The organism is Shewanella sp. ZOR0012, assembly GCF_000798835.1.
Taxonomy (GTDB): Bacteria; Pseudomonadota; Gammaproteobacteria; order Enterobacterales; family Shewanellaceae; genus Shewanella; species Shewanella xiamenensis.
This window is the reverse complement of record NZ_JTLE01000094.1, coordinates 3,106,904-3,128,975: the sequence shown is the minus strand read 5'-3', so window position 1 is coordinate 3,128,975 and position 22,072 is coordinate 3,106,904. Positions and strand designations below refer to the sequence as shown.

19 protein-coding genes, 1 other RNA gene and 1 pseudogene are annotated in these 22,072 nt (G+C 44.8%); 5 read left to right on the top strand and 16 right to left on the bottom strand.

Annotated features, from left to right (window positions below):
• Positions 1-47 precede the first annotated feature (47 nt).
• The 4 genes from L976_RS15405 to L976_RS15390 form a co-directional block, all read right to left on the bottom strand.
• Positions 48-1,817 (bottom strand): monovalent cation:proton antiporter-2 (CPA2) family protein, encoded by a 1,770-nt coding sequence (locus tag L976_RS15405; protein WP_047538093.1) that lies wholly within the window; start codon positions 1,815-1,817, stop codon positions 48-50.
• Between the two features lie 224 nt (positions 1,818-2,041).
• Positions 2,042-3,769, bottom strand: a complete 1,728-nt coding sequence (locus tag L976_RS15400; protein ID WP_047538090.1) for a tetratricopeptide repeat-containing diguanylate cyclase — start codon at positions 3,767-3,769, stop codon at positions 2,042-2,044.
• Between the two features lie 63 nt (positions 3,770-3,832).
• Positions 3,833-4,045, bottom strand: a complete 213-nt coding sequence (locus L976_RS15395; protein ID WP_047538087.1) for a hypothetical protein — start codon at positions 4,043-4,045, stop codon at positions 3,833-3,835.
• A gap of 44 nt (positions 4,046-4,089) precedes the next feature.
• Complete coding sequence (locus tag L976_RS15390; RefSeq protein ID WP_047538083.1) at positions 4,090-4,881, bottom strand: SAM-dependent methyltransferase; 792 nt, start codon at positions 4,879-4,881, stop codon at positions 4,090-4,092.
• A gap of 406 nt (positions 4,882-5,287) precedes the next feature.
• Here L976_RS15390 and L976_RS15385 point away from each other — a divergent pair, with 406 nt between their 5' ends.
• Positions 5,288-5,779: an outer membrane protein assembly factor BamE gene (locus L976_RS15385; RefSeq protein ID WP_037416135.1), complete on the top strand. Its 492-nt coding sequence runs from the start codon at positions 5,288-5,290 to the stop codon at positions 5,777-5,779.
• 77 nt (positions 5,780-5,856) lie between these two features.
• Here L976_RS15385 and L976_RS15380 read toward each other — a convergent pair whose 3' ends face one another.
• Both L976_RS15380 and L976_RS15375 read right to left on the bottom strand, forming a co-directional pair.
• Positions 5,857-6,192 carry an RnfH family protein gene (locus L976_RS15380; protein ID WP_037415988.1) on the bottom strand — a complete coding sequence of 112 codons (336 nt, stop codon included), beginning with the start codon at positions 6,190-6,192 and terminating at the stop codon, positions 5,857-5,859.
• Positions 6,182-6,619: a type II toxin-antitoxin system RatA family toxin gene (locus L976_RS15375; protein WP_011623526.1), complete on the bottom strand. Its 438-nt coding sequence runs from the start codon at positions 6,617-6,619 to the stop codon at positions 6,182-6,184. The genes L976_RS15380 and L976_RS15375 overlap by 11 nt, the downstream gene beginning before the upstream one ends.
• Positions 6,620-6,872: 253 nt before the next feature.
• Between L976_RS15375 and smpB the strand changes: the two genes are divergently transcribed.
• Together smpB and ssrA are read left to right on the top strand one after the other, a co-directional pair.
• Positions 6,873-7,364: an SsrA-binding protein SmpB gene (smpB, locus tag L976_RS15370; protein ID WP_011071661.1), complete on the top strand. Its 492-nt coding sequence runs from the start codon at positions 6,873-6,875 to the stop codon at positions 7,362-7,364.
• 72 nt (positions 7,365-7,436) lie between these two features.
• Positions 7,437-7,791, top strand: a transfer-messenger RNA (tmRNA) gene (gene ssrA / locus L976_RS22890).
• A gap of 294 nt (positions 7,792-8,085) precedes the next feature.
• Here ssrA and L976_RS15365 read toward each other — a convergent pair.
• The 6 genes from L976_RS15365 to L976_RS15340 are packed head-to-tail and all read right to left on the bottom strand — an operon-like array spanning position 8,086 to position 15,466.
• Positions 8,086-8,556, bottom strand: coding sequence for a hypothetical protein (locus tag L976_RS15365; RefSeq protein ID WP_037425527.1), 471 nt, complete (start codon positions 8,554-8,556; stop codon positions 8,086-8,088).
• A gap of 10 nt (positions 8,557-8,566) precedes the next feature.
• The gene (locus L976_RS15360; protein WP_037425523.1) at positions 8,567-9,232 is read right to left on the bottom strand and encodes a TorD/DmsD family molecular chaperone; all 666 of its coding nucleotides are present in this window, start codon (positions 9,230-9,232) and stop codon (positions 8,567-8,569) included.
• A 56-nt stretch (positions 9,233-9,288) separates the two neighbouring features.
• Entirely contained in the window at positions 9,289-9,963 is a 675-nt protein-coding gene (locus L976_RS15355) for a DMSO/selenate family reductase complex B subunit (protein WP_037425569.1), read from the bottom strand.
• Positions 9,964-9,976: 13 nt separating this feature from the next.
• Complete coding sequence (locus L976_RS15350) at positions 9,977-12,487, bottom strand: DMSO/selenate family reductase complex A subunit (protein WP_047538079.1); 2,511 nt, start codon at positions 12,485-12,487, stop codon at positions 9,977-9,979.
• A gap of 19 nt (positions 12,488-12,506) precedes the next feature.
• Positions 12,507-14,495, bottom strand: coding sequence for an MtrB/PioB family decaheme-associated outer membrane protein (locus L976_RS15345; RefSeq protein ID WP_047538076.1), 1,989 nt, complete (start codon positions 14,493-14,495; stop codon positions 12,507-12,509).
• 14 nt (positions 14,496-14,509) lie between these two features.
• The gene (locus L976_RS15340; RefSeq protein WP_047540583.1) at positions 14,510-15,466 is read right to left on the bottom strand and encodes a DmsE family decaheme c-type cytochrome; all 957 of its coding nucleotides are present in this window, start codon (positions 15,464-15,466) and stop codon (positions 14,510-14,512) included.
• 703 nt (positions 15,467-16,169) lie between these two features.
• Here L976_RS15340 and L976_RS15335 point away from each other — a divergent pair.
• Positions 16,170-17,807 carry a lactate permease LctP family transporter gene (locus tag L976_RS15335; RefSeq protein WP_037415799.1) on the top strand — a complete coding sequence of 546 codons (1,638 nt, stop codon included), beginning with the start codon at positions 16,170-16,172 and terminating at the stop codon, positions 17,805-17,807.
• A 153-nt stretch (positions 17,808-17,960) separates the two neighbouring features.
• On the opposite strand, the gene L976_RS15330 is transcribed toward L976_RS15335, so the two are convergent.
• Both L976_RS15330 and L976_RS15325 read right to left on the bottom strand, forming a co-directional pair.
• On the bottom strand, positions 17,961-18,398 hold the full coding sequence (locus L976_RS15330; RefSeq protein ID WP_037425515.1) for a DUF417 family protein: 438 nt from the start codon (positions 18,396-18,398) through the stop codon (positions 17,961-17,963).
• A 13-nt stretch (positions 18,399-18,411) separates the two neighbouring features.
• Positions 18,412-18,945 (bottom strand): carboxymuconolactone decarboxylase family protein, encoded by a 534-nt coding sequence (locus L976_RS15325; protein WP_047538074.1) that lies wholly within the window; start codon positions 18,943-18,945, stop codon positions 18,412-18,414.
• Between the two features lie 104 nt (positions 18,946-19,049).
• Between L976_RS15325 and L976_RS15320 the strand changes: the two genes are divergently transcribed.
• Positions 19,050-19,871 (top strand): AraC family transcriptional regulator, encoded by an 822-nt coding sequence (locus L976_RS15320; RefSeq protein ID WP_047538072.1) that lies wholly within the window; start codon positions 19,050-19,052, stop codon positions 19,869-19,871.
• Positions 19,872-19,958: 87 nt separating this feature from the next.
• On the opposite strand, the gene L976_RS15315 is transcribed toward L976_RS15320, so the two are convergent.
• Positions 19,959-21,656 carry a toxin-antitoxin system YwqK family antitoxin gene (locus L976_RS15315; RefSeq protein WP_047538070.1) on the bottom strand — a complete coding sequence of 566 codons (1,698 nt, stop codon included), beginning with the start codon at positions 21,654-21,656 and terminating at the stop codon, positions 19,959-19,961.
• 10 nt (positions 21,657-21,666) lie between these two features.
• A pseudogene (locus L976_RS15310) lies at positions 21,667-22,072 on the bottom strand (hypothetical protein); the annotation flags it as partial.

Below are 22,072 nucleotides of genomic sequence, written 5' to 3'. Positions count from 1 at the left end.
ACAAACAAGAGAGTCCATTGGCTCTCTTGTTGTTTTAGCTGGCAGACTTAACTGACATTCTCCCGGTCGCCACGCATCAGCGACTCCAACTCAGCTTTCCCCTTATTGGATAAATCAATCAGCTTGGCTAAATCATGTTGATGGGCAGCACTGGCGATCACCAGCTTTTTATCGTGCTCGGCAAAAATCTTCACCCTTTCATTGGCCTGCACCTGTGATAAACCTAAGCCCTGCAAAATCTTCTCACTGGCAGATAAAGCCGAACCAAAGGTTTCACGGAACACATCAGTCACCCCAAGGCTCATTAATCGATAGGCGTGGTTACGGTCACGCGCCCGGGCGACGATATTGATATGGGGGAAATGGGTTTTAACCTGCTGGGCAATTTCAATCGAATCCTCAACATTATCAACGGCTAGCAGCAACAGGCGCGAGCGCGCAATCCCCGCCGACATCAACATATCTAAGCGTCTGGCATCGCCAAAATAGACCTCACCGCCGTATTTGCGGATCACATCCACATGGCTGGCATCTTTATCTAAGGCCACAAACGGAATGCCCGAGGACGCTAAAATCCGCCCAGTGATCTGCCCTACCCGTCCAAATCCGGCGATCACCACCTCAGATTCAGTCACATTAATGGTATCGGGTAAACGAGTATCCACCACCTTAGGTTTAGTGGCTCTAAAAAGCGTGAAAATCATCGGCGTGACTGCCATGGATAAACCAATGGCGAGCACTAAGATTTGGGCGATTTTATCATCCACTATGCTGGATAATTGCGCCTGCGATAACAACACAAAGGCAAACTCACCGCCCTCTGCCAAGATAAGCCCTAGGGCAATACTCGGGCGCCATGTATGGTGCCGTAAACGGCCAAGCAGCATTAGCACTAGGGTCTTAATCAGCAGCATGCCCAGTAAAATCGCGAGGATAAGTAAGGGATCGGTTAAAAACAGCTTGAGATCCATACTCATGCCGACCGCCATAAAAAACAGCCCAAGCAGTAAGCCCTTAAAAGGCTCGATATCGGTTTCGAGCTGATGTCGGTAGCTGGAGTTTGCCAGCATAATCCCAGCTAAAAATGCCCCCATACCCGCCGATAGCCCCAGCCACTCCATCAATTCGGCGCTGCCCATCACCAGCAATAATGCAAAGGCGGTTAACACCTCACGAACCCCGCTGCTGGCAACAAGTTTAAGTAACCGTGGCAACAGGTATTTTCCCACCAACACAAAGCCCACTAAGGCCATACAGGTCCAATACCAAGGCACCGCATGATGCTCAATCTGGGCCGAATTAGGTGCAAGGTAAGCGGTTAATAGCAACATAGGGATCACGGCGAGATCTTGCATTAACAACACCCCAAAGGCATCGCGGCCAAGCGGAGTAGTCAGTAATCGATGTTCGCTCATCAACTGCACCGCAAAAGCCGTCGATGACAAGGATAACGCCGCGCCAACCACTAATGCTGCCTCAATAGATAAGCCAAATCCCCAAGCTAAACCGCCAATTGCCGCCCAAGAAAGGAGTAACTGACCACTGCCGAGACCAAAGATGGCGCTGCGCAGCTCCCATAACTTGCTCGGATTGAGTTCAAGCCCGAGCACAAACAGCATCAATACCACACCTAGCTCGGCAAAATGCAGCACAGCAGCGGGATCAGACACCAGTGCCATGCCGCCAGGCCCTAAAATCACCCCGGCAGCGAGGTAAGACAGAATCGGTCCTGCGCCAAAACGTTTGCCCAAGGGTACAAAAATCACCGCGGCCAATAAAAATAACAGTACAGAAGTGAGCAGACTCGACTCTTCCATTAGGGCTCCACAACGTTAACGAAAGGCAAAAATAGGGGTATGACCTTCAGCGAAAAAAGCTTCGGCCACCGCTGGCAATCATACTCTAGTTAGGCAGGAAAAAGTGTGAAAAATTGACCTAAAAATCATCGAGAAAATGCAAGAAATAAGCGAAAAAGCGAAAGAAAAAAACCGCGTTACATTAACCTAAACAGTCAGTTACACAGACAATACAACTCTACCCCCTACTGCCTTGCCAACTGACTGGTAATATTGGTGGCGCGTTTATCGGAGGCTAAAGCGTCCTCATAACAGAATACACTGTTACGACCATTCGATTTTGCGGCATACAGTGCCATATCGGCACGGTGTAGTAGAGGGTCTAGGCTTAAGTCTTCTGTTGTCATGCCGCTAACCCCAAAGCTCGCCGTGATAGTAAATTTATGCCCCGACAGATGCGTATCAATGGCTTCAATCCGGCTTCGGCATTGTTCGGCAACTTCCATCCCCTTAGATTCATTGGCATAGGGCAAAAACAACGCAAATTCTTCGCCGCCAATCCGGGCAAACACATCGCCATTACGGACATGGGGTTTTAATACTTCCACGACTTTTTTCAGCGCCCAGTCACCCGTACCATGGCCGTAGGAATCATTAATCCGTTTAAAATGGTCCAAGTCGAATAAAATCACACAATAATCTCCCCCTCGGGCAGCGGCTTGCACAAACAAGTTTTCGCCAAGATCTTGCCCCGCACCACGGTTAAGCACGCCCGTCAGCGCATCCATTCTGGCCATGCGCATAAAACGCCGTTTTTGCAAATTGCCCACGACTAACAAAATCGCGAGGAAAAACAGCCCGCCAACTAATATGGTGATAAACATCAGCATATTCGTGTATTCCCGCTCTTTTACCATTTGCTGGGCGATGTAAAGTTCACGCTCTTTATTCAGCAAGTTGATTTCACGCGCCTGCTCATCGGCATTAAACTTAGCCGCCTGATAAGCAAGGGTTTTCATCCTCGACTCATCAAAAATCAGTTGATTATAATGTTGCTCTTTTCTGGAGTATTCATAGGCCTGCTCAAATTGTTTGTCCGCCGCCATCAACTCGGCAAACACTTTGTAGGCAATATGCTTATGTTCGATATAACTATTATCATCGGGAAATGTGAGCACTTTAACTGCGTGACTTTTGGCTTGAACCAGCTCACCCGTTGCAAAGTAATTCTCGGCAAGTAGTGCATGCACATGGCTGATTTCTAATTGAAATTGAAAAGCTTCATACCCTTTTAACGCTAATAGCAAAATCGCTCTCGCGCCTAAATAGTCACCTCGCTCCTGCAAAACCATCCCTTTGCCTTTCATAGAAATAATCGCCAGAAGTGGAAATTGCTTCGCATCACAATATTGACGGCTATCTTCGAAGGCATCGAAAGCGTCGGGATTTTTCACACCGAGCAAGTAAATCGCCCGCAGCAATTTGGCATGGCAAATATCGCGAACATCGGTTTCCTGAGCGAGTTGTAACACCTTATTGGCATAGAGGCCCATATCGCTATAAGCATCCATTTCGGAATAAATATTGGCAATTCTTAGATAGGAGTGACGTTTAATCGCAACATCATCGATATTCACCACTAGGGCTAATGCTTTGGCGACAGCCGATAAGGCTTTATCATAGTCGCGCATCCCTATATAAACCGTGGCTTTATAACTATAAACCGATGCTAATAACTCAGAATTTGTGATTAAGGTTTCGGCCTGATGCAGATCGTCTAACGCTTTGGCATATTCACTGACAAAAATATAGCTAATGGCTCTGTCAATTCTTAGTCTGCCTTTTTGTGTCGGGGTTAAGCTGCTAAATGCGGTCTCATATTCGGCCAGTTTTTTCTGCGCAGTGCTAAGATCAGATTGCAGTAATACATCAAGCTCATTGAGTGCCTGATCAAAATCGATAGATTTAGCCATCAACGCTGTCGAACACAAAGCAAAGATGGCTAATAGGGCACAACGCAACCGTTTCAAGATAAGTTAATTATTACCATGATTCACTAATAAGAAGGCTTGATAGTCTTGGTCGCCACTTAACGTTTTGAGCTTTTCCATATCCCCAGTCATTACAGCGTTAATTTCTTCATCAGTTAATCCGTGGGCACGCATCACCGCCTCGGGATTCTGCTTATAGTCTTCCATTAACTGCGCATCTTGGCCTAACTGGGTAAAAAAATCCGATAATGCAAACATGTTTTCTCCTTATTGTTAATAATGACTCAATATCACACTTCAATTTAGCCCAAATCTTCGGGACCGATCCCTAACTTAGCCAAAATAGCATAGTTGTACTCCAGCTTTTTTGCTGGCGGAATTAACAACGTACTAATCGGTGTTAAGTGTGCTTGGGGTAAATTCGCTAAAGGTAAACGCTCGATACGCGGGGCTTGGATTGGCAAATTAGCCGCTTCGTAGATGACCACCTCATGCTCGAGCGGGTACCATTGATTCAACTGCTCCACGAGGATCTGCAACCTATCACTCGAGGTATGAAATTGGGTTAGGGTATGTTCGCCCGCAATCGCGATTTGCCAGAGTAATAAGTGGGTGGTGGGATCGGGCACATGGTTGAAAAACATAAACTGGCTAGCTTCAAAGCTTTGATGCCCGGAGTTGCCAGGGTCAATCCCTAAGTCGGCCCACAGGCAAGCTTCGGCCGAAATCCCCGACTCCATCTTGGCTGAAAACCCTTCTGCCTTGGCGCGAGTGATAGCCATATGGGATACACAGGCAAACACGCCCGGATGACCATAGAGTGCACACACGGTTTTTTTACCCGCTCTCACCGCATCTAGAATGGCATTGACCATTTGCTCGTAGGTGTCCCGACGATTTTTAACTTCACCATTTTGCGCATAAAACTGCTGCAAATTGATGACATTGGAGTTGAGCTTCGTCAACCAACGCTGCGAGAAACCGTCGGGTAAGAGTGAAAATACAATATCGGCATGTTCAATATAGCTGCGGCTTAATACGCTAATTTGCCCCGCGAGCTGTAACCCCGTACCCACACAAACGAGTGATCCCAATGGTCTCTCCTAAAAAGGCGATCTCGGCGGATTAATACATAAATTCAAGCGCTGAAATAACGCTCTCTAAAACCAATATCATCGCTAAGATCATCAAAACAAAAAACTTTCACAACTCTACCCACATTTAGCTAACAAGGCCACAGCACAATACTGCATTTGGTAAAATTTTCTGACCTAATTACCGCCCTACACGGTACATATAAAACAAAAAGCGATACAGGTAACAATCCACGTAAATCAGTGTTCATTATAAAAATCTTCACACACAGCGAACTAAAGCCAGCCGCTTAGGTCGAAAACTCACACAATTGCAACGATAAGCGCCACAACGCCCAATTACCCTTGTCATAAGGGGGAGTGCTTGGGTATGATGGCCGCCAGATTTTCAGAAGTAGCGCATACAATGATCAATAAAAAGCAAAGTCTTACCCTGCTGAGTGCCATTGCGCTCTCAGTTTCGCTCAGTGCCTGTAGCGTGTTTGATTGGCTGATCTATAAGCCCGATATTCCGCAAGGCAACTACATGGAACCGCAACAGGTTGAAAAGTTGCGTATCGACATGACCAAAGAGCAGGCCGAATACATTCTTGGTCGCCCAGTACTGCGTGACAGCTTTGCCGATGACACTTGGTATTATGTGTACCACTATAAGAGTGGCCGTGATGCGAGCATTACCCACAAAGAACTGATCCTGCACTTTACTGGCAACAAATTAAGCTTAGTGAAGGGCGACTATGAATTAAGCCCAGAGTTTAATACGCCGCTTGAGCAAAGTAAGTTGCCGATGGTAAACACCGCAGAATCTGCGCCGCAGGTGCCAGCACAGCGCCCAGATGAAAAGCCATTAGTGAAAGAAAATCAAACAGAAGCGCAAGTTCAAAAGCCAATCAAGTAAGTACACTGGTTTAACACTTACCTTAAAAACAAAAAGCGCCCATGGCGCTTTTTTTGTGTGCTGGTGTTGCAGACAGATTAAGACACCCGTCCACCGGTCACTTTATTGGCACGACCTTCATCCTTGGCCTTATCGGCACGGCGACGGCGCACATCCTTAGGATCGGCAATCAACGGGCGATAAATCTCTACTCGCTGCCCAGGTAAAATCACTTGGTCATGCTTAATCACATTGCTAAACACCCCAAGCTTTACCGTTTCTAAATCAATCTCAGGGAAAAAACTCACCATATTGCTCTGACGCACTATGTCAATCGCGCTCGTGCCGGGCAATACGCTAACCGAAATCACCTTCTGCTGAGTCGGCAGCGCATAAATAACATCGACGACGAACTTATCTGCTTCATTTGTCACTGTAAATTACCTTAGCGCGGCTGGTAAATGCCGTCACCATTGACACCATAAGATCATTAAACACTTTACCAAAAGCCATATCGACCAATGAGCTGGAAAACTCGAAATTTAAATCGAACTCCACCTTACAGGCATCTTCAGTCAACTCGGTAAAACGCCACTGGCCGAATAAGTGTTTAAAAGGCCCATTTTCAAGTCTTAACTCGATACTCTTTCCCGGCACCACCTGATTGCGCGTAGTAAAGGTCTTACGGATCCCCGCCTTACTCACATCGACCGAGGCCACCATGGTTTTACCATCAAACTCAAGCACTTTACCGCCAACACAACCGGGTAAAAACTCTTTGTACGACTCAACATCATTGACTAAATCATACATTTGCATCGCACTAAAACGAACTAACACACTTCGAGAAATTTGCGGCATAAAGCTTGGCACTCTCAATCTAAGGAAACACGCTGTCTCAAGCGAACTCCGCGCGCCCTAATCTCTAGGGAAGCTAACAAAATTGGTTTGGATTCTACCACGATACTTAAAAAACGCACCCCTCACACATCCCTATGATGACTAAGCAAAACCGTATAAAAAACCAGCAACAAACTAATGAGGGCTTGAAATAGCTCAAATAAACCCTTATATCCATTTCAAATTGATTCACCGTGCGTATAATGGCGCCACTATGGTAAAGAAAAACTCAAAAAAAGCCGCGCCTGCGACAATCGCACGTAATAAGCGCGCAACCTTCGAATACCGTTTCGAAGAAAAAATGGAAGCTGGCCTGTCCCTCATGGGATGGGAAGTGAAGTCTATCCGCATGGGTAAAGTGAACCTATCGGACTGCTACGTCTTCTTAAAAAATGGCGAAGCCTTTATGCACGGCTGTACCATTATTCCGCTAAACACCGCCTCTACCCATGTGGTGTGCGATCCTATACGACTCAAAAAATTACTGTTAAGTCGTAAAGAGTTGGACAAATTAGCAGGTTTAGTGGAACGCCAAGGCTACTCGATTATCCCTATCTCCATGTACTGGCGTAAAGGGGCTTGGGTCAAAGTGGAAATCGGCCTAGGTAAAGGTAAAAAAGATCACGACAAGCGTGAAGATACTAAAGCGCGCGAATGGGAAGTCGAAAAAGCCCGCGTAATGAAAAAGGAAAAAACGCGCGGATAATGAACAAACGATTGAACTTGCAGCAAATGATACTAGGTTATCTTTACGCTACGAGTTACAATCAACTTTCTTGGGGGCGATTCTGGATTCGACAGGATTCACGAAACCCTGGGAGCATGCCGAGGGGCGGTTGGCCTCGTTAAAAGCCGCAAAGTTATAGTTGCAAACGACGATAACTACGCTCTAGCCGCTTAATGCCGCTAGCCATCTACCACACGCTTCGCACATGGGCAGTGGATTTGATGGTCATCTCACATCGTGCTAGCGAGGGAACCCTGTCCGGGGGTGAACCGCGAAACAGTACCGGACTCACCGTGTGGGATCCTGTCTTTCGGAGTTCAAACGGTTAAACAATAGAAAGACTAAGCATGTAGCGCCTTGGATGTAGGTTTTCTGGACGCGGGTTCAAGTCCCGCCGCCTCCACCAAATATAAGAACGAAGACGTCTAAGGACGTCTTTTTTCTTGCCTTGAACAACGCAAAATCAATGACTTACGGCACATTAACGTCTAATTACCTCCAACTACAGCTTTGATTTTTGGGTACACCTGAGGGTACACGGCCTTGACTTCGAAACTACAGTGTACCCATCATGACCATTGTCACTACTCGCCTAACAGATAAAGAAATCAAAACGGCAAAACCAAGGGATAAAGAATATAACCTATTTGACGGTGACGGACTCCGCTTAAGAATTATCCAAACAATGGATTTTGAACTATTACAATCCCCCCATGTTTCGGGTATTTGTGCGCAATTGTAGACGATGCATCATAAGCTGTTTAGATAAACGCTCAATCATTGAACAAATGGATTCAGAAACACTATCAACCTCTTGTGTCTTGATATATTTACTCCGCCAAACCTCAGCTAAAGTGAAAATAAGTTGTTCCGCTTGACTTAGAGATTGATGTGATAACTCTCTGATAAATAAAACTCTACAGCATTCAAAAAAGCAATGTAGCACAATATTATCCGGTAGTTTCTGCTCATTCATTGTTTTATCGAGAACTAACCATTGTGGCTGACCTTCAATAAAAATAATCGCAGACATAATATTAGTGACTGACGCTAATGACGTACCGCCACAACATAAGTCGTGAATATTTTCACAAGCAGCCAAACTCAATTGAAGTCGGTAGGCAAGCTGGGCTTTTAACCATTGATGACTCACTGCTGTCACAAACGTCATGAACTAACCTTTAGCGATAGAGTTTTACGGTTTGAGGTATCACGTTAAACTTCGTACCTAAATGTGCAAAAAACACTTGAGCAAGCATAGATATGCCACGATAAAAATCCGTCTTTGCATGAAGCTCTGCTAATGCCAAACAGCGCCCCGCCCAAGGTAAAGTATGTTGTTGCAACAATAGCGTGCAGACTCTCACCTTTTGTGTGTCATTGGGGTTTAACGCTAATTCATCAAACAAGTATTGCAACACTAATAAAATCAAGCCTAAATGGTCTACGGGTTCATTTCGCGTCAGGGATAACTCGATACCATGGGTGTTATAAAAGCTAGCCAGATTTTGAGTCGAAGCCTCATTCAGTAACTGCCCCTCACTGGTGTATACCGATCCCCAGGGGGCAGCTTTAGGATCGCCAGGGCCAAAAAATAGCTGCCCATAATCTAATTGAAGCTCGATTAATTGCGATTCATCATCCTGCCATTGAGTCAAATAGCTACTTAGCAAAGCTTTTCCTGACTGTTCACCTATCGAGAGTTCAAGCTCTGGCCACTGTGTTGCTAACTCATCTCGCTTAAATTGTGTCAGTAACGGCATATTAGGGTACGAGTACAAAATGTTATGTAGCACTTTTGCCATTGCACCCCAGGTTTGGTAATCATTCGTGTTGATTGTTGACATAGTGTTCCTTTTACAAACGAAGAAAAATGAGGGGACTAAGCCCCCCATTTTCACTATTACACTTCTGCGGGGTTTAATAATTGCCCACTACCACCAACTGGTTGACCATTTCGATTGGCCTTAATAATCAAGTTTGGTGAAGTAATTGAGGGCGATGGTAAGGGGGCAATATGACCATCACCCTCTCCATATTTCGCTCGTAAATTATCCATAGTGTCAAAGTCGAGTGCCCGTAAAGGACAAGAATCAACGCAAATAGGCTTTTTACCTTCCGCGAGTCTATCGCTGCAACCATCACATTTAGTCATCACCTTACGCTCAATATCTAGCTGTGGAGCATCATATGGGCAGGCTCTCGCGCAACTTTCACAACCAATACAAAGTTCAGTGGCAACTTGGACTAATCCATCTTCACGGCGCTTATGCATTGCACCTGTTGGACAGGCTTTAACACACACAGGCTCACTGCAATGGTTACAACCAATAGACATGTAGTAAGCAAAGACATTTTGCTCAAAACTACCATCGACGTTTTGCGACCAATTACCACCACCATATTCATAAACACGGCGCCAAATAATACCGGGCAAATTAGCGACACCATTATTCATCACATCATCTTTTGCGCGAACCAAGCCAGTCATGCGATCCTTACAGGCAATATGACAGGTTTTACAGCCAGTACATTTGCTGCTATCGAAATAGAAACCATATTGTGTTTGTTGAGTCATTTTCATCTACCCCTTATGCCTTGACGATCTGCACGCGATTGGTGTGTTGTGGGTTTCCCTTTGCGAAAGGGCTTGGTTGGTAACGAGTTAACGTATTTATACAGCCACCAACATCAATTGGGTGCCCGCTCCTTCCAATCCGAGCGATATCAGGTTGATACCAAGCACCCTGACCTAAAGCCACAACACCTGGGGCAACCCTTGGGGTAATCCGTACAGGTAATTCAACTGTGCCACGATCGTTCCACATCTGTACTTTATCGCCACTTCTTAAACCACGACCTAAGGCATCAGTTGGGTTCATCCATACGGCATCTTCTGCGGCTTCGCGCAGCCACGGCACGTTATGATAACTTGAGTGTGTACGCCCCTTGGTGTGATAACCCATTAATTGCAGAGGATAATCATCCTTAGTATCTTCATCGTCGTAGCCTTCCCATGTGGGTTGATACATGGGGATTGCAGTGATGTAGTCGCCTTTAACATTAGGATTAAAGATCCAGTCTTTACCCTTTTGCGCCATCGACAATGAGTAGATCTCTACCTTACCTGACGGTGTGCTCACCGCTTTACCACCATTGATATAGCTATCGAGTGCAAGTACTGGCGTCTTACTAAACGCACGGAACACACCAATCCTTTGTGCTTCAGCGTAACTATTAGGGAAGGCAGGTTGAGCATTGGTATTCGCGCTGTTTGTTCGAGTCTTTTGGTATAGTTCCTCTAACCAAGCGGCTTCATCTTTACCTTCTGTGTACTCAGCTTCTTTACCCATTTTGGCAGCAATTAAGCGTCCCATTTCAAACATTGAAATGCTTTCCCACATTGGCTTAACAGCAGCCTTCATGGCAACGAGATAACCCATGATCCCGGATGCGTAGCTATCATTGACTAGGTCATTCGACTCTAACCAAGTAGTATCGGGCAGTAAGATGTCTGCATAACGTGCGCTCGGTGTCATCCAACAATCACACACGACTATAAGCTCACACTTGGTGTCATCTTCGAGGATTTTAGCGGTACCGTTACAGTCGGAATGTTGGTTAATTAATGCGTTACTGTTAATCGCAAATACCGCTTTAATATCTGCGCCAAGTGGAGTATCTAAATCAGCTGTACCACGGATCCCATCTTTACGCGCCGTCATTTCATGGCCACGCTCTATCGCTTCTGCCCAAGTAAAGAAAGAAATTGATTCTTTAACAGGATTACTACCGCCGCTCATACCTGCACGGTTTAAACTGCCTTGATAAGGTAGTGCGCCGTTGCTTACGCCTGACTGCCCTACTTTACCGGTTAGGAACGAAAGCATATAGCAAGCACGCATGGCTTGTTCACCATTAGCATGACGGTTTACGCCTGCACCAGTCACAATAAACGGTGCTTTAGCATTCATAATCTTGCTAGCGACAGATTTAATATTTGCTTCTGATATTCCGCAAATTTTAGCTGCCCAAGCGGGGGTTCTTGGTCCATTATCGACAAACTTACCTTCACCAAGAATGTAGTTGCGATAGTTGTCTTCAACGTCGATATAAGGCAAATATTGAGTCTTTTTAGGATCGCCACTTGCGGTAAATTCAGCGACAAGTTTTTCAAGAGAGGCCTTGTCAAATCCAACGCAATACTTATCTAAAAATGCCTTGGAATGCGTATCAACCCATCCAGAGCTAATCATTTCATAGGCAATCGCTTCTGCAAATGCCGCATCGGTTCCTGGTCTAATCGGTAACCATTGGCTTTCTTTACCCGCCATTGAGTCCGTATAACGTGGGTCCACCATAATCACTTCAAGGTTCGCATTCGCCTCAAGTGCTTTTAAGAAATCATATCCTTCACCCGACCCACTTTGACGCATTTCACTTGGGTTGTAGCCAATACCGAGGAACAGGTCACTATCGTATAACGCCGTTAAAGAAGAACCCGATGTGCTACCAAATCCAGTTGCTGCGGCCGCTTCATTTTGCTGTGCCCAAGAATAGTTACCATAAATCTTCAGGAATCCACCGTTCAGATTGAGCACACGATCAAAACACGCTGAGCTAGCAAACCCATAATAAGCCCCTGTTCCGTAGTGTTTCAAAATCGACTTATTACCGTAACTACTTGCGATACGTTGAATTTCACTCGCAATCGTTGAAGCAGCCTCATCCCATGATATTGGCACAAACTTAGCTTCTCCACGCTTACCAACACGCTTCATAGGTGTACGTAAACGATCAGGAGCATAAGTACGGCTACGCAGCGAACGTCCTCGGGCACACGCTCGGATCTGGTGGTTGCCGTATTCATCGCTAGTTTCATGATCAGCTTCAATACGGGTAATGATGCCATCACGACTAAATACTTTGATGGGGCAATTTGAACCACAGTTAACCAAACAAGATGACCAAGTTTGTACTTCATCACCTACTGGCGGCTTAGGTGGCACCACATTCACATCACTAGAACCTGAATTACAGCCAGTGACCGTTGCTGCACAGCCCATGGCTGCACTCATTTTTAGAAAACTTCTGCGTTCCATTGTCTTTACCTCTTATCAATCAAGGCAGCAGGTAGCTGAAGGTGAACATCAGCAAGTGCGCGTTGTAGTTATGGTTTAAGTCGCCTAGGGTGATTAACCCAGGAATGCTATTGACTGCGGATTGGCTATAGTCGGTGTCGTAATAACGCTCATACTGATAACTTAGCTTGAGCCCCATACGCTCACTCAAGGCGTAGCGCCCATAGAGCTCGACACTGTGGTTATAGGAGTAGTAATCACCGTATGGCTGGATCTCGTTATAGGTGATTAAGGTATCGCTTGCGGAGTTGGAGAATTGATAATTCCCACCAAGTGTCAGCCTGTCATCGAATAAACCACTATAGGTAAATCCCGCACCTAAATTGATAAATTCATCAGCAACATCGTTATACCAGTCTGGTGAGGAAAACGATTGGCTACCGGCGATGGCGGAGTCTATCCATTGTTGGCTTGCAGAGGCATAGAGGTGCAATTGCTCAGAGAGTTGCATCCCCAATTGCAGGTCATAACCATAATCGGTCGATTCTGTTAGGCCTATAATGGTTTTAGCGTAATCATCCTTGGCATAATATCCATTTAAATCAATAGTCAACCACGAAAGTGGTACATAATTCACCTTCAGATCAACCGCCTGACGCTCACGGTCTGCGAGATAAAACTTACGCAATAGTGGATTTTCTTCAATCGAGGTATTTTCGACAGCGTTGTAGACCGAGCCGCTGCGGTTCTCGTAACGTCCACCAAAATCAATCACAGTGTTTGCCAAGGATCTGATATTCAGCTTGGCCCAAAATGCGTCATCATGGGTTTGTTCCCGCTCAAGGTAACTGCGTTCTACCTCTTTACGGTCGTAGCCTCCCATGAGGCGATACTCACTGTTAAAACGGTAACTGCTGTGGAGTTTGTATGTCAGCCTTTCGATGTCCATGGGGACATTTTGCTTAAATGCACCACTGACATTATCAAACTCTAATTGCGCAAACTCCCATACCGAACTTTTATTATCGCGTTCGCTATAGTCAACCTGACCGTTAACACGCCATCGCGGGCTTAACATATTGCTAAAGCCGATCCGCGCATCTAAGGTATCAACCTGACCATCCCAGCTTTGTAACGGATTACCACTGACTTGGATTAAATCGCCATCTTGAAGCATACGTCCAGCGGCGAGACGGCCATTTACGTTGCCACGTCCAAGCATGTATTGCCCAGATAACGAGACTTGATGGGCATCATTATCAGGCGTAGCAGCATACACATCGGGCGAATAAGGTAAGCTTAAGTTATCAATATTATTTCGGTAAAAACTGCCATGGTAAGCCAGCTCGCTTAACCAATTTTCACCCGAAATATTCAGGCCAGCATTGAGGTTTTCAGTGTTAGCATCAACAGGCAGTGCAAAGTTAACAGGGCGAGGAGTTACTAAACTACTGCGACGATTACCCGTTTTTTGTTCGTGGTCGTAGTTAATAAACGCCTGCATGACGCCATATTGCGCGGCTAATCCCAAGCCCACCTTTTCGCGTTCCAGCTGTAAATCGACATATCGAGTCTCAGTGCCTGGAAAAAGTAGGCCATTGTTGTGCCACAACTGCGTTTGTGCTCGGCTGTCGTATCGAGTTAATAATTGATAATCAAGGTTCAGGGCATACTGTCCAGACCGACCCGCATCAAGGTGGGCATAGCTGTTCTCTAGTCCCAATTGATATGCTTGAACATTAGCTTCATAACCCGCATAGCGATAACCTACGTCCGCATCCATAGCCGCGCGCAATCCATCGCTGGCATCGCCAAAGGCATTCCCCGCATGAATATCATCATTCTCGGCCCAGCCTGCACTTAACTGCAGCTCACCTTGATAACGCTTCTCTCCTATGCAGCTTTTACACTGATAAGCATCCAACTTTAGCCCTTGCAGATTAGCTTTGTGCACAGAAAAGTCTGCAGCACTCACACCACTGGTAGCAGCAAGCAATCCCAAGGTAATGATATTAAGTTTAAAAGACATGGCAGACTCCTTAATCAACGGGCAAAATTGCTGCCGCTAGGGTGGTTGGAGCCATGGATTTGGCTATGACAATTGAGGCATCCCATACCAGCACCAAACGCGTCAGTACCTAGCTGAGTGACCACCCGACTAGCATGTCCATCATCAGCATGACATTGTTGGCATAGTTGAGGGACGCGTTGCTTGACGAGCGCGTCATTCACACTGCCGTGGGGATTGTGGCAAGTGGAGCAGTTTTCGGTCACAGGAGCATGTTCCCACAGGAAAGGACCGCGTTTTTCCGCATGGCAGCTATAGCAAGTGTCATTAACTGAGGTCTTTTTTAAGGCACTGTCATTAAATGAACCGTGGGGGTTATGACAATCGATGCAGGTCATGTCATTCCACTTTAATGGATGAGATGAACGCTTATTCATATCGGATTTCTGCCGAGTATGACAAGAAGTGCACACTTGGCTCACCTGTTGCTTTTGCAGTACCGAATCTTTAGCTGCATGGACTTTATGGCAATCCGCACAGGCTATTTCTTCCATGTTATGTAAGCTGCTATGCCAGCCACTTTGCTCAGTTTTTTGATGGCAACCTAAACAAACGGTATTTTGGCTCGGTGCTGACAATGGACTGTCAGAACCAAAGCTAATCATTGGCTCCTTGCCTCCTTGATTGTGCTGTCCGATTGGCCCATGGCATGCCTCGCATTGCAATCCTGCCATTGGGGATTTGCTATTATTGATATCGCCATGCACCCCATCAAAAATAGCCATAACGGTGTTATTTTTACGATGGCACATTAAACAAGTATCTGCGCCTTTAGCGGAATATTTACCTTCAGCAAACTTATCTGTGAGTATTTTTTCTATTTGCTCTCCCAGTTTGTGACTTGATGGAATATCTTGAGCTTTAACAGATGGAGATAATATAAGGAACAAGCTCGCTCCCATTATCAGAGTTTTAATTTTACGCCATCTCATATTTAATGCCTTATGGTTAACATGACTTAGCAGTGGAAAATCCACTTTTATAGTAACCACAAAGAAACCAAGGTTAACGATTGTTAATAATAAACATCCAATAAGCCAGCCCACATCCAAAAAACCACTAGAAACCTGCCTTAGATCACTAAAAAAAACAAAAGAAAATCATTCTCAAAAATTACACAACACATTGAAATAAATAAGAATGAAAAAAATAAAACCAGAAGAAGAAACTGAAATAGTTAATTTATTGTATTAAAGTTGTTTTGATTAAACCCAAACATTCACTAAGACTAATTATATTTTGATCACACTTCAACAATCCTAGATTTCTAATATAGAGAAGAAGTTGAAATTAATTAATCACTAAAATAAATTAATTTAAAATTAATAATAACCAGATATGTGAATTAATTAATATAACGTTATCACCAGCTAAAATTCAGTTATTCTAATAAAGATAAAACTCTTTCAATATAATAAATAAAAACTAATTTAGCTAAATAGCATTAACACACTAAATTTATGCACTCACTCGCCAGCCATCTGACTAAAACCCTATGCCTCCACATATAGCGTGACCAAAGTCACTTATCGCAACAAGAAACATTACATCTACATCACCAAACATTAGTATCTGTGACGTTGCGTATGCAATACCGTTTATTAACATACTATAACTACATGGACCTACCTCCCTATGACTTGGACCCAAACTTATACGCCACTTGGTAGCTTGTGGCTAACTGCAATAGTCGCCTTACTACCTATTGTATTTTTCTTTTTAGCTTTGACGGTGTTAAAACTCAAAGGTTATATTGCCGGAGCTTTAACTTTATTGATTGCCCTAGCGGTTGCAATAATCACTTATAAAATGCCTGTCACTATGGCAGTTGCATCTGCGATATATGGTTTTAGTTATGGTCTCTGGCCTATAGCTTGGATCATTATTACCGCGGTATTTTTATATAAAATCACCGTTAAAACAGGCCAATTCGAAATTATACGTTCCTCTGTCATTTCAGTGACAGAAGATCAACGCTTACAAATGCTATTGGTTGGTTTCTCATTTGGAGCCTTCCTTGAGGGAGCGGCGGGTTTTGGTGCTCCCGTGGCTATTACTGCGGCATTATTAGTCGGGCTTGGATTCAATCCGTTGTACGCAGCAGGACTTTGCTTAATCGCGAATACAGCGCCTGTAGCCTTTGGCGCGATGGGAATTCCTATCATTGTCGCAGGTCAGGTTTCATCACTTGATCCATTCCATATTGGACAACTCGCTGGCCGTCAACTGCCAATATTATCGATAATAGTGCCATTCTGGCTTATTGCGATGATGGACGGTATTAGGGGAATTCGTCAAACATGGCCCGCTACATTAGTGGCAGGCGTTTCATTTGCAGTTACACAATTTTTTACCTCAAACTTTATCGGTCCTGAATTACCCGATATTACTTCTGCTTTAGTCAGCCTAGTTTGTTTGACATTATTTTTAAAAGTATGGCAACCAAAAGAAATTTTCACTTTTTCCGGAATGAAGCAAAGAGCTATTACGCCAAAATCTACGTTTTCTAATAGTCAGATATTTAAAGCTTGGTCTCCATTTATTATTCTTACCGCGATTGTAACCCTGTGGAGTTTAAAAGATGTACAACTCGCACTAAGTTTTGCCACTATCAGTATCGAAGTGCCTTACTTGCATAATTTAGTGATAAAAACAGCCCCAATTGTGACTAAAGAAACCCCCTATGCTGCAATATATAAACTCAATATATTAAGCGCTGTAGGAACCGCCATTCTATTAGCCGCAATAATTTCAATTTTTATTCTTAAAATGTCAGTAAGTAATGCACTTAAATCATTTAAAGAAACATTAATTGAATTAAAATTCCCTATATTATCCATAGGCTTAGTATTAGCATTCGCTTTTGTAGCAAACTACTCAGGTCTATCTTCAACCTTAGCGTTAGTACTGGCAGGCACTGGAGTGGCTTTCCCGTTCTTTTCACCATTCTTAGGTTGGCTAGGGGTATTTTTAACCGGTTCAGACACCTCATCAAATGCTCTTTTTGGTGCGCTGCAAGCCAACACTGCAAACCAAATTGGTGTAACACCGGAGTTATTAGTCGCCGCAAATACGACTGGTGGGGTAACAGGAAAAATGATTTCGCCACAATCTATTGCGGTTGCCTGTGCTGCTACAGGGTTAGCAGGTAAAGAATCTGATCTTTTCCGCTTTACTCTAAAGCACAGTCTATTTTTCTGTACTTTTATTGGTTTACTCACAGTGATCCAAGCATACATAATACCTTGGACACTCGTGTTTTTTACTAAGTAAACTTTTCCTATCAAAAATATCAAAATGCCGAGTGAATTATCACTCGGCATTTTTTATATTTACGATAAAAATAGTTGGCTGTGCTTATATCAATGACTTTATTTAAATGGACGATATGCACTGCACATATATTTACGTTGTCATGCTAATAGCTCAAGATGCCCGAATGAGTTGCGCCTTATTTTGATTAAGGTAAGACCAAACCACACCCAGAAATACCAGATCCTTGAGAATAAAGAACTCGGTAACGGGTACACCATCAACCAACTTCCATACCGAGGGTAAGGTCAACAGGAAGCTCAGCGTCATGACAAAAGTGATGAGTGCACTCAAACTCGCCCAGTAACCAACACGTGGGCGCCAAATCCCTATCACCAGCCCTATTGCTGTGACTATCTCAACCACACCAATTAAGTTAGATACTCCCTGTTCAGATAAAATGCTATAGAGCCAGTTCATCAAAGGATGACTTGCAACGAGAGGACGAATTGCTGCCGCTTCGGTTGGCGTAAACTTAAATATGCCAATCCAGAGGAGTGTCAGTACCACACCGCCAAGAGCAAGCAAAAAACCTTTATCATATTGTTTCATAAATGCTCCTTGGCTAAGGATGCAAAGGAACTATTGGGAAATCAATTTCTGTTGCAGCCAAATGATTTCCATAGTTGGTCAGGGTGTTGACTACAACTTGGCCGAGTACTTCAAGCATTAATTCATCATCAACGCCAGCGTGACGAACATTAGCAAGTTGTTCATCGGTGAGCACTCCACGTTGATGAACTAACGCGGTCGCCAGTTGCAGCAAAGCATTATCGAGAGGAGACTCTGCATTTCCTTGGCGCGCAGACTTTATCGCGTCAACTGATAAGCCGGCCTTACTCGCTAACAATGTATGTGCAGATAGGCAATATTGGCACTCATTACTTTGGCCAATTGCCAACGCGAGTAATTCACGCTGAGTCGTTGTTAACCGCCCCTTACCTAGTGCGTCAGCAAAAGCCAAAAATCCATTAAATAATACTGGTGAGTGAGCTAACGTGGCATATAGGTTAGGTACCATACCAAGGTTACGCTGCATTGCCGCAAAGCTTGGTGCAACAGTTGAAGAAGGTTGAGAAACAGGTTTAATACGGCTCATAGTCGTGCTCCAATTTAATTGTGTAAGTTACGGTTGATAGCTTACAGCCCACAATGATACGATTTATCGCAAATAGTCCTTAATTAAACGCCTATCGTCTCAAAATGGATCCTCTCTCAATTCTATTGGCTCATACAGCGCCACGTGCTTCGATGTTTTTCGCTGGTAACTTATGCCAAACCTCGCTTAGCCAAGATTATCCTGAAGGGGGCCATCTACACTTGCTTAACGCGGGTGCGATGACGCTTTATCAAGAATTTGATGAACCACGATTGTTAACAGAACCTTGCCTAATCCTTTTTCCTCGGGGGCTTAAACACAGCATGGAACCTGTTGATGCTAAAGGATGTGATCTCGTCTGTGCGAGCGTTTCATTTGGACAAGGAAAACAATCCCCAATACAAATGGCACTCCCCAATGTATTAGTGCTACCGCTGAGTGAACAGCCAGAATTAAAACCGCTAGTCACCCTACTTTTTTCAGAGGCATTTGCGAATCAATATGGCCAAGCCCCCATTATCACTCGCTTGTTGGAGACAGTATTTATCTTATTGTTGCGTTACATCGTTGATAATGGCCACACTCAACAAGGCATATTGGCTGGATTATCTGATCCACGACTAGCGCGTGCGATTGGTGTGATGCATAAGCGTTATGAGGAAAAATGGACAGTAGCAACACTCGCGAAAGAAGCGGGCATGTCTCGCTCACGTTTTGCGGCTCATTTTCAGCTGTTGACGGGATTATCGCCACTTGAGTATCTGACTCAGTGGCGAATGATGATGGCATGCCAACAATTATTGGCTGGGGAACCTATTGCTCAGGTTGCACTGAGCGGTGGATACAGTGGCAGTGCAACCTTTGCACGCGCATTCGAACGAGAATTTGGAATGCCACCAGGACGCTGGCTTAAAGCACACCGTTAGCGCTGATGTGCATTAGCTCATCCTTGAGCTAATACGTTCAGTTCACCTCAAATCGCCCAAGATGGGTTTTGGGCGATTACCGTTCTGCTATTGACCGACATCAACCCCTTTTTGATAGTGATACACGGATGAGGCTTCACCATTGAAGTAATACACTAATTGACCGTGTAATTGATTATCAACGTACTCCTCGCTTCGCTCCAAGCTGCCATCTTCGTTAAAGCTGTAGCTTTTACCTTGCAAGCGGCCTTTATCATCATATTGCATCAGCCCTAATAAATGGCCATTTGCCGAAAACGCTTGCCAGCGACCAACTTCGTGGCCCGCACGGTACTGCCCGTGCCAGAGCTTAACCTGGTTATAGCTACTTTCATCAACCAGCCATTTACCTTCACGTTGACCGTTTACATACTGGCCTTGAGCCTGCAATTGTTTATCAAAGCCACGCAGTAAATACGCACCATGTAATTTTTCGTTTTGATAAAACGCTTGCAGCATTAGCGTGCCATCGGCGGCGATTTCGGTTTGTTCACCGTTAAGCTGGCCTTGTTGATTAAACTGCTCATTACGGGTCATATCAGCGTTTTTTGTCACCCACTTACCGACCTTTACACCGAAATGATATTGCCCGGTGACAAATCCACCGTCTAAGGCATTATCTTCGCGATATGCGCCGTGCATTTTACCTTTGCTGTAGTTAATCCGTCGGACATAACCATTCCAGCCATCCCCAATATACAAACCGTCATACAGTCCCTTGAGTTGTTCTTCCCGTTCAATCAACTCACCGGTTGCAGTAAAACGCTGACGCAGACTCCAGTCCTTTACAGTATCACGCTGATATTGATAGGTTAATGCTCCAGTTGCATCGAAACGTTTTTCAGTAGTTAGCTGGCCTTTGGCAAGATACTGTGTGTCAGTTTGGCTTGTTACTTTACCTTCATCATCGTAGCTAATATTTTGAATTTCGCGGCCATCCTTATCATACAATTGTTGCGCTGCTAACCGACCTTGTGGATCAAAACGCTGCTGTATCCCTACCAGCTTATCATGCTGATAATGTTTAATTTCCTGTAACACATCTGCCGCTTGGTACACCAACACTTCGCCATGTATTTTGCCGTTAAGATAAAACTCTTTGGTGAATAACCAACCTTCCTTCGTCCAATACAGTCGCTCACCTTCTCTTTTTCCCGCCACCATATTCACGGTTTGCTCCGGCTGTCCATTGTTATGGAAGCTTTCATAAAGCCCTTCCATACCGTTAGCGCCATAGGTTACCCGTGTTTGCAGCTGGCCATTGTCAAAATAACTTTGCGCTAATCCAGATTCCACACCATTCACATAATGTTGATGGTCGCGTAATTGACCATTGGTATGGTAACTTTTCTGCTCTCCATGTAACTGGCCATTCAGGTAGTGGTACTCTCCCGAGAGTTTTCCATCTTCCCAGTAATGCAAATGTGTTCCCTGATAACGCCCTTGTGCATCGCTACTGCCCTTGCGAGACAGTTGACCGTCGGGGTAGAAGAACTCGAAATCACCAACGATATAACTCTCCGCTAAATTGGGGCAGTTAACGCGGCCCTTAAAAACCGGTTTATCCGTCTCCAGATAAAATAGCTGTACTGACCACTCGCCATTTTGCGCTGTTGCCGCTTGCTGCTGATAATAGATGGCTTCACCCGGCACATCGCTAAGGCGCCATTGTTCGTCGAGTAAAATCCGCTCCGCAGACGAATTAAATGACATCAAGAGCACTGATAATAGTAATAAAACTCTCATATTCTGCTCCTTAAGGTAATGCTGGGAAGGTGGTAACCCACTGCTTATTAACGGGGTCGCCGCTGATGGTCAGATATTCTATCGCGGCAGCTCGCCCTGCCAGCACAAACCAACGCTCCTCACGTAATACTTGCAGCAACGGGCGCTGATAAAAATCACTGCCATCACCTTGAATAGCTGGAGCTGGAGCTGGAGCTAACGCTACATTCTGCGCATTTAAAAAACGATAACGGCGCATAAAGTCGGCCACCGTTTGAGTCGTATCCAAATTGGGCAGTTGGGTGATATCAATCAGCCAACCTTGTTTAGGTTGATAGGCAAGTGCTTGCCATTGAGGAGTACCAGTGCAGGCTAAAGTGCTGGCCACACGGATACCATAAAAGTTGCGGCGGATGCCATCGGCACTCGTCAGTTGA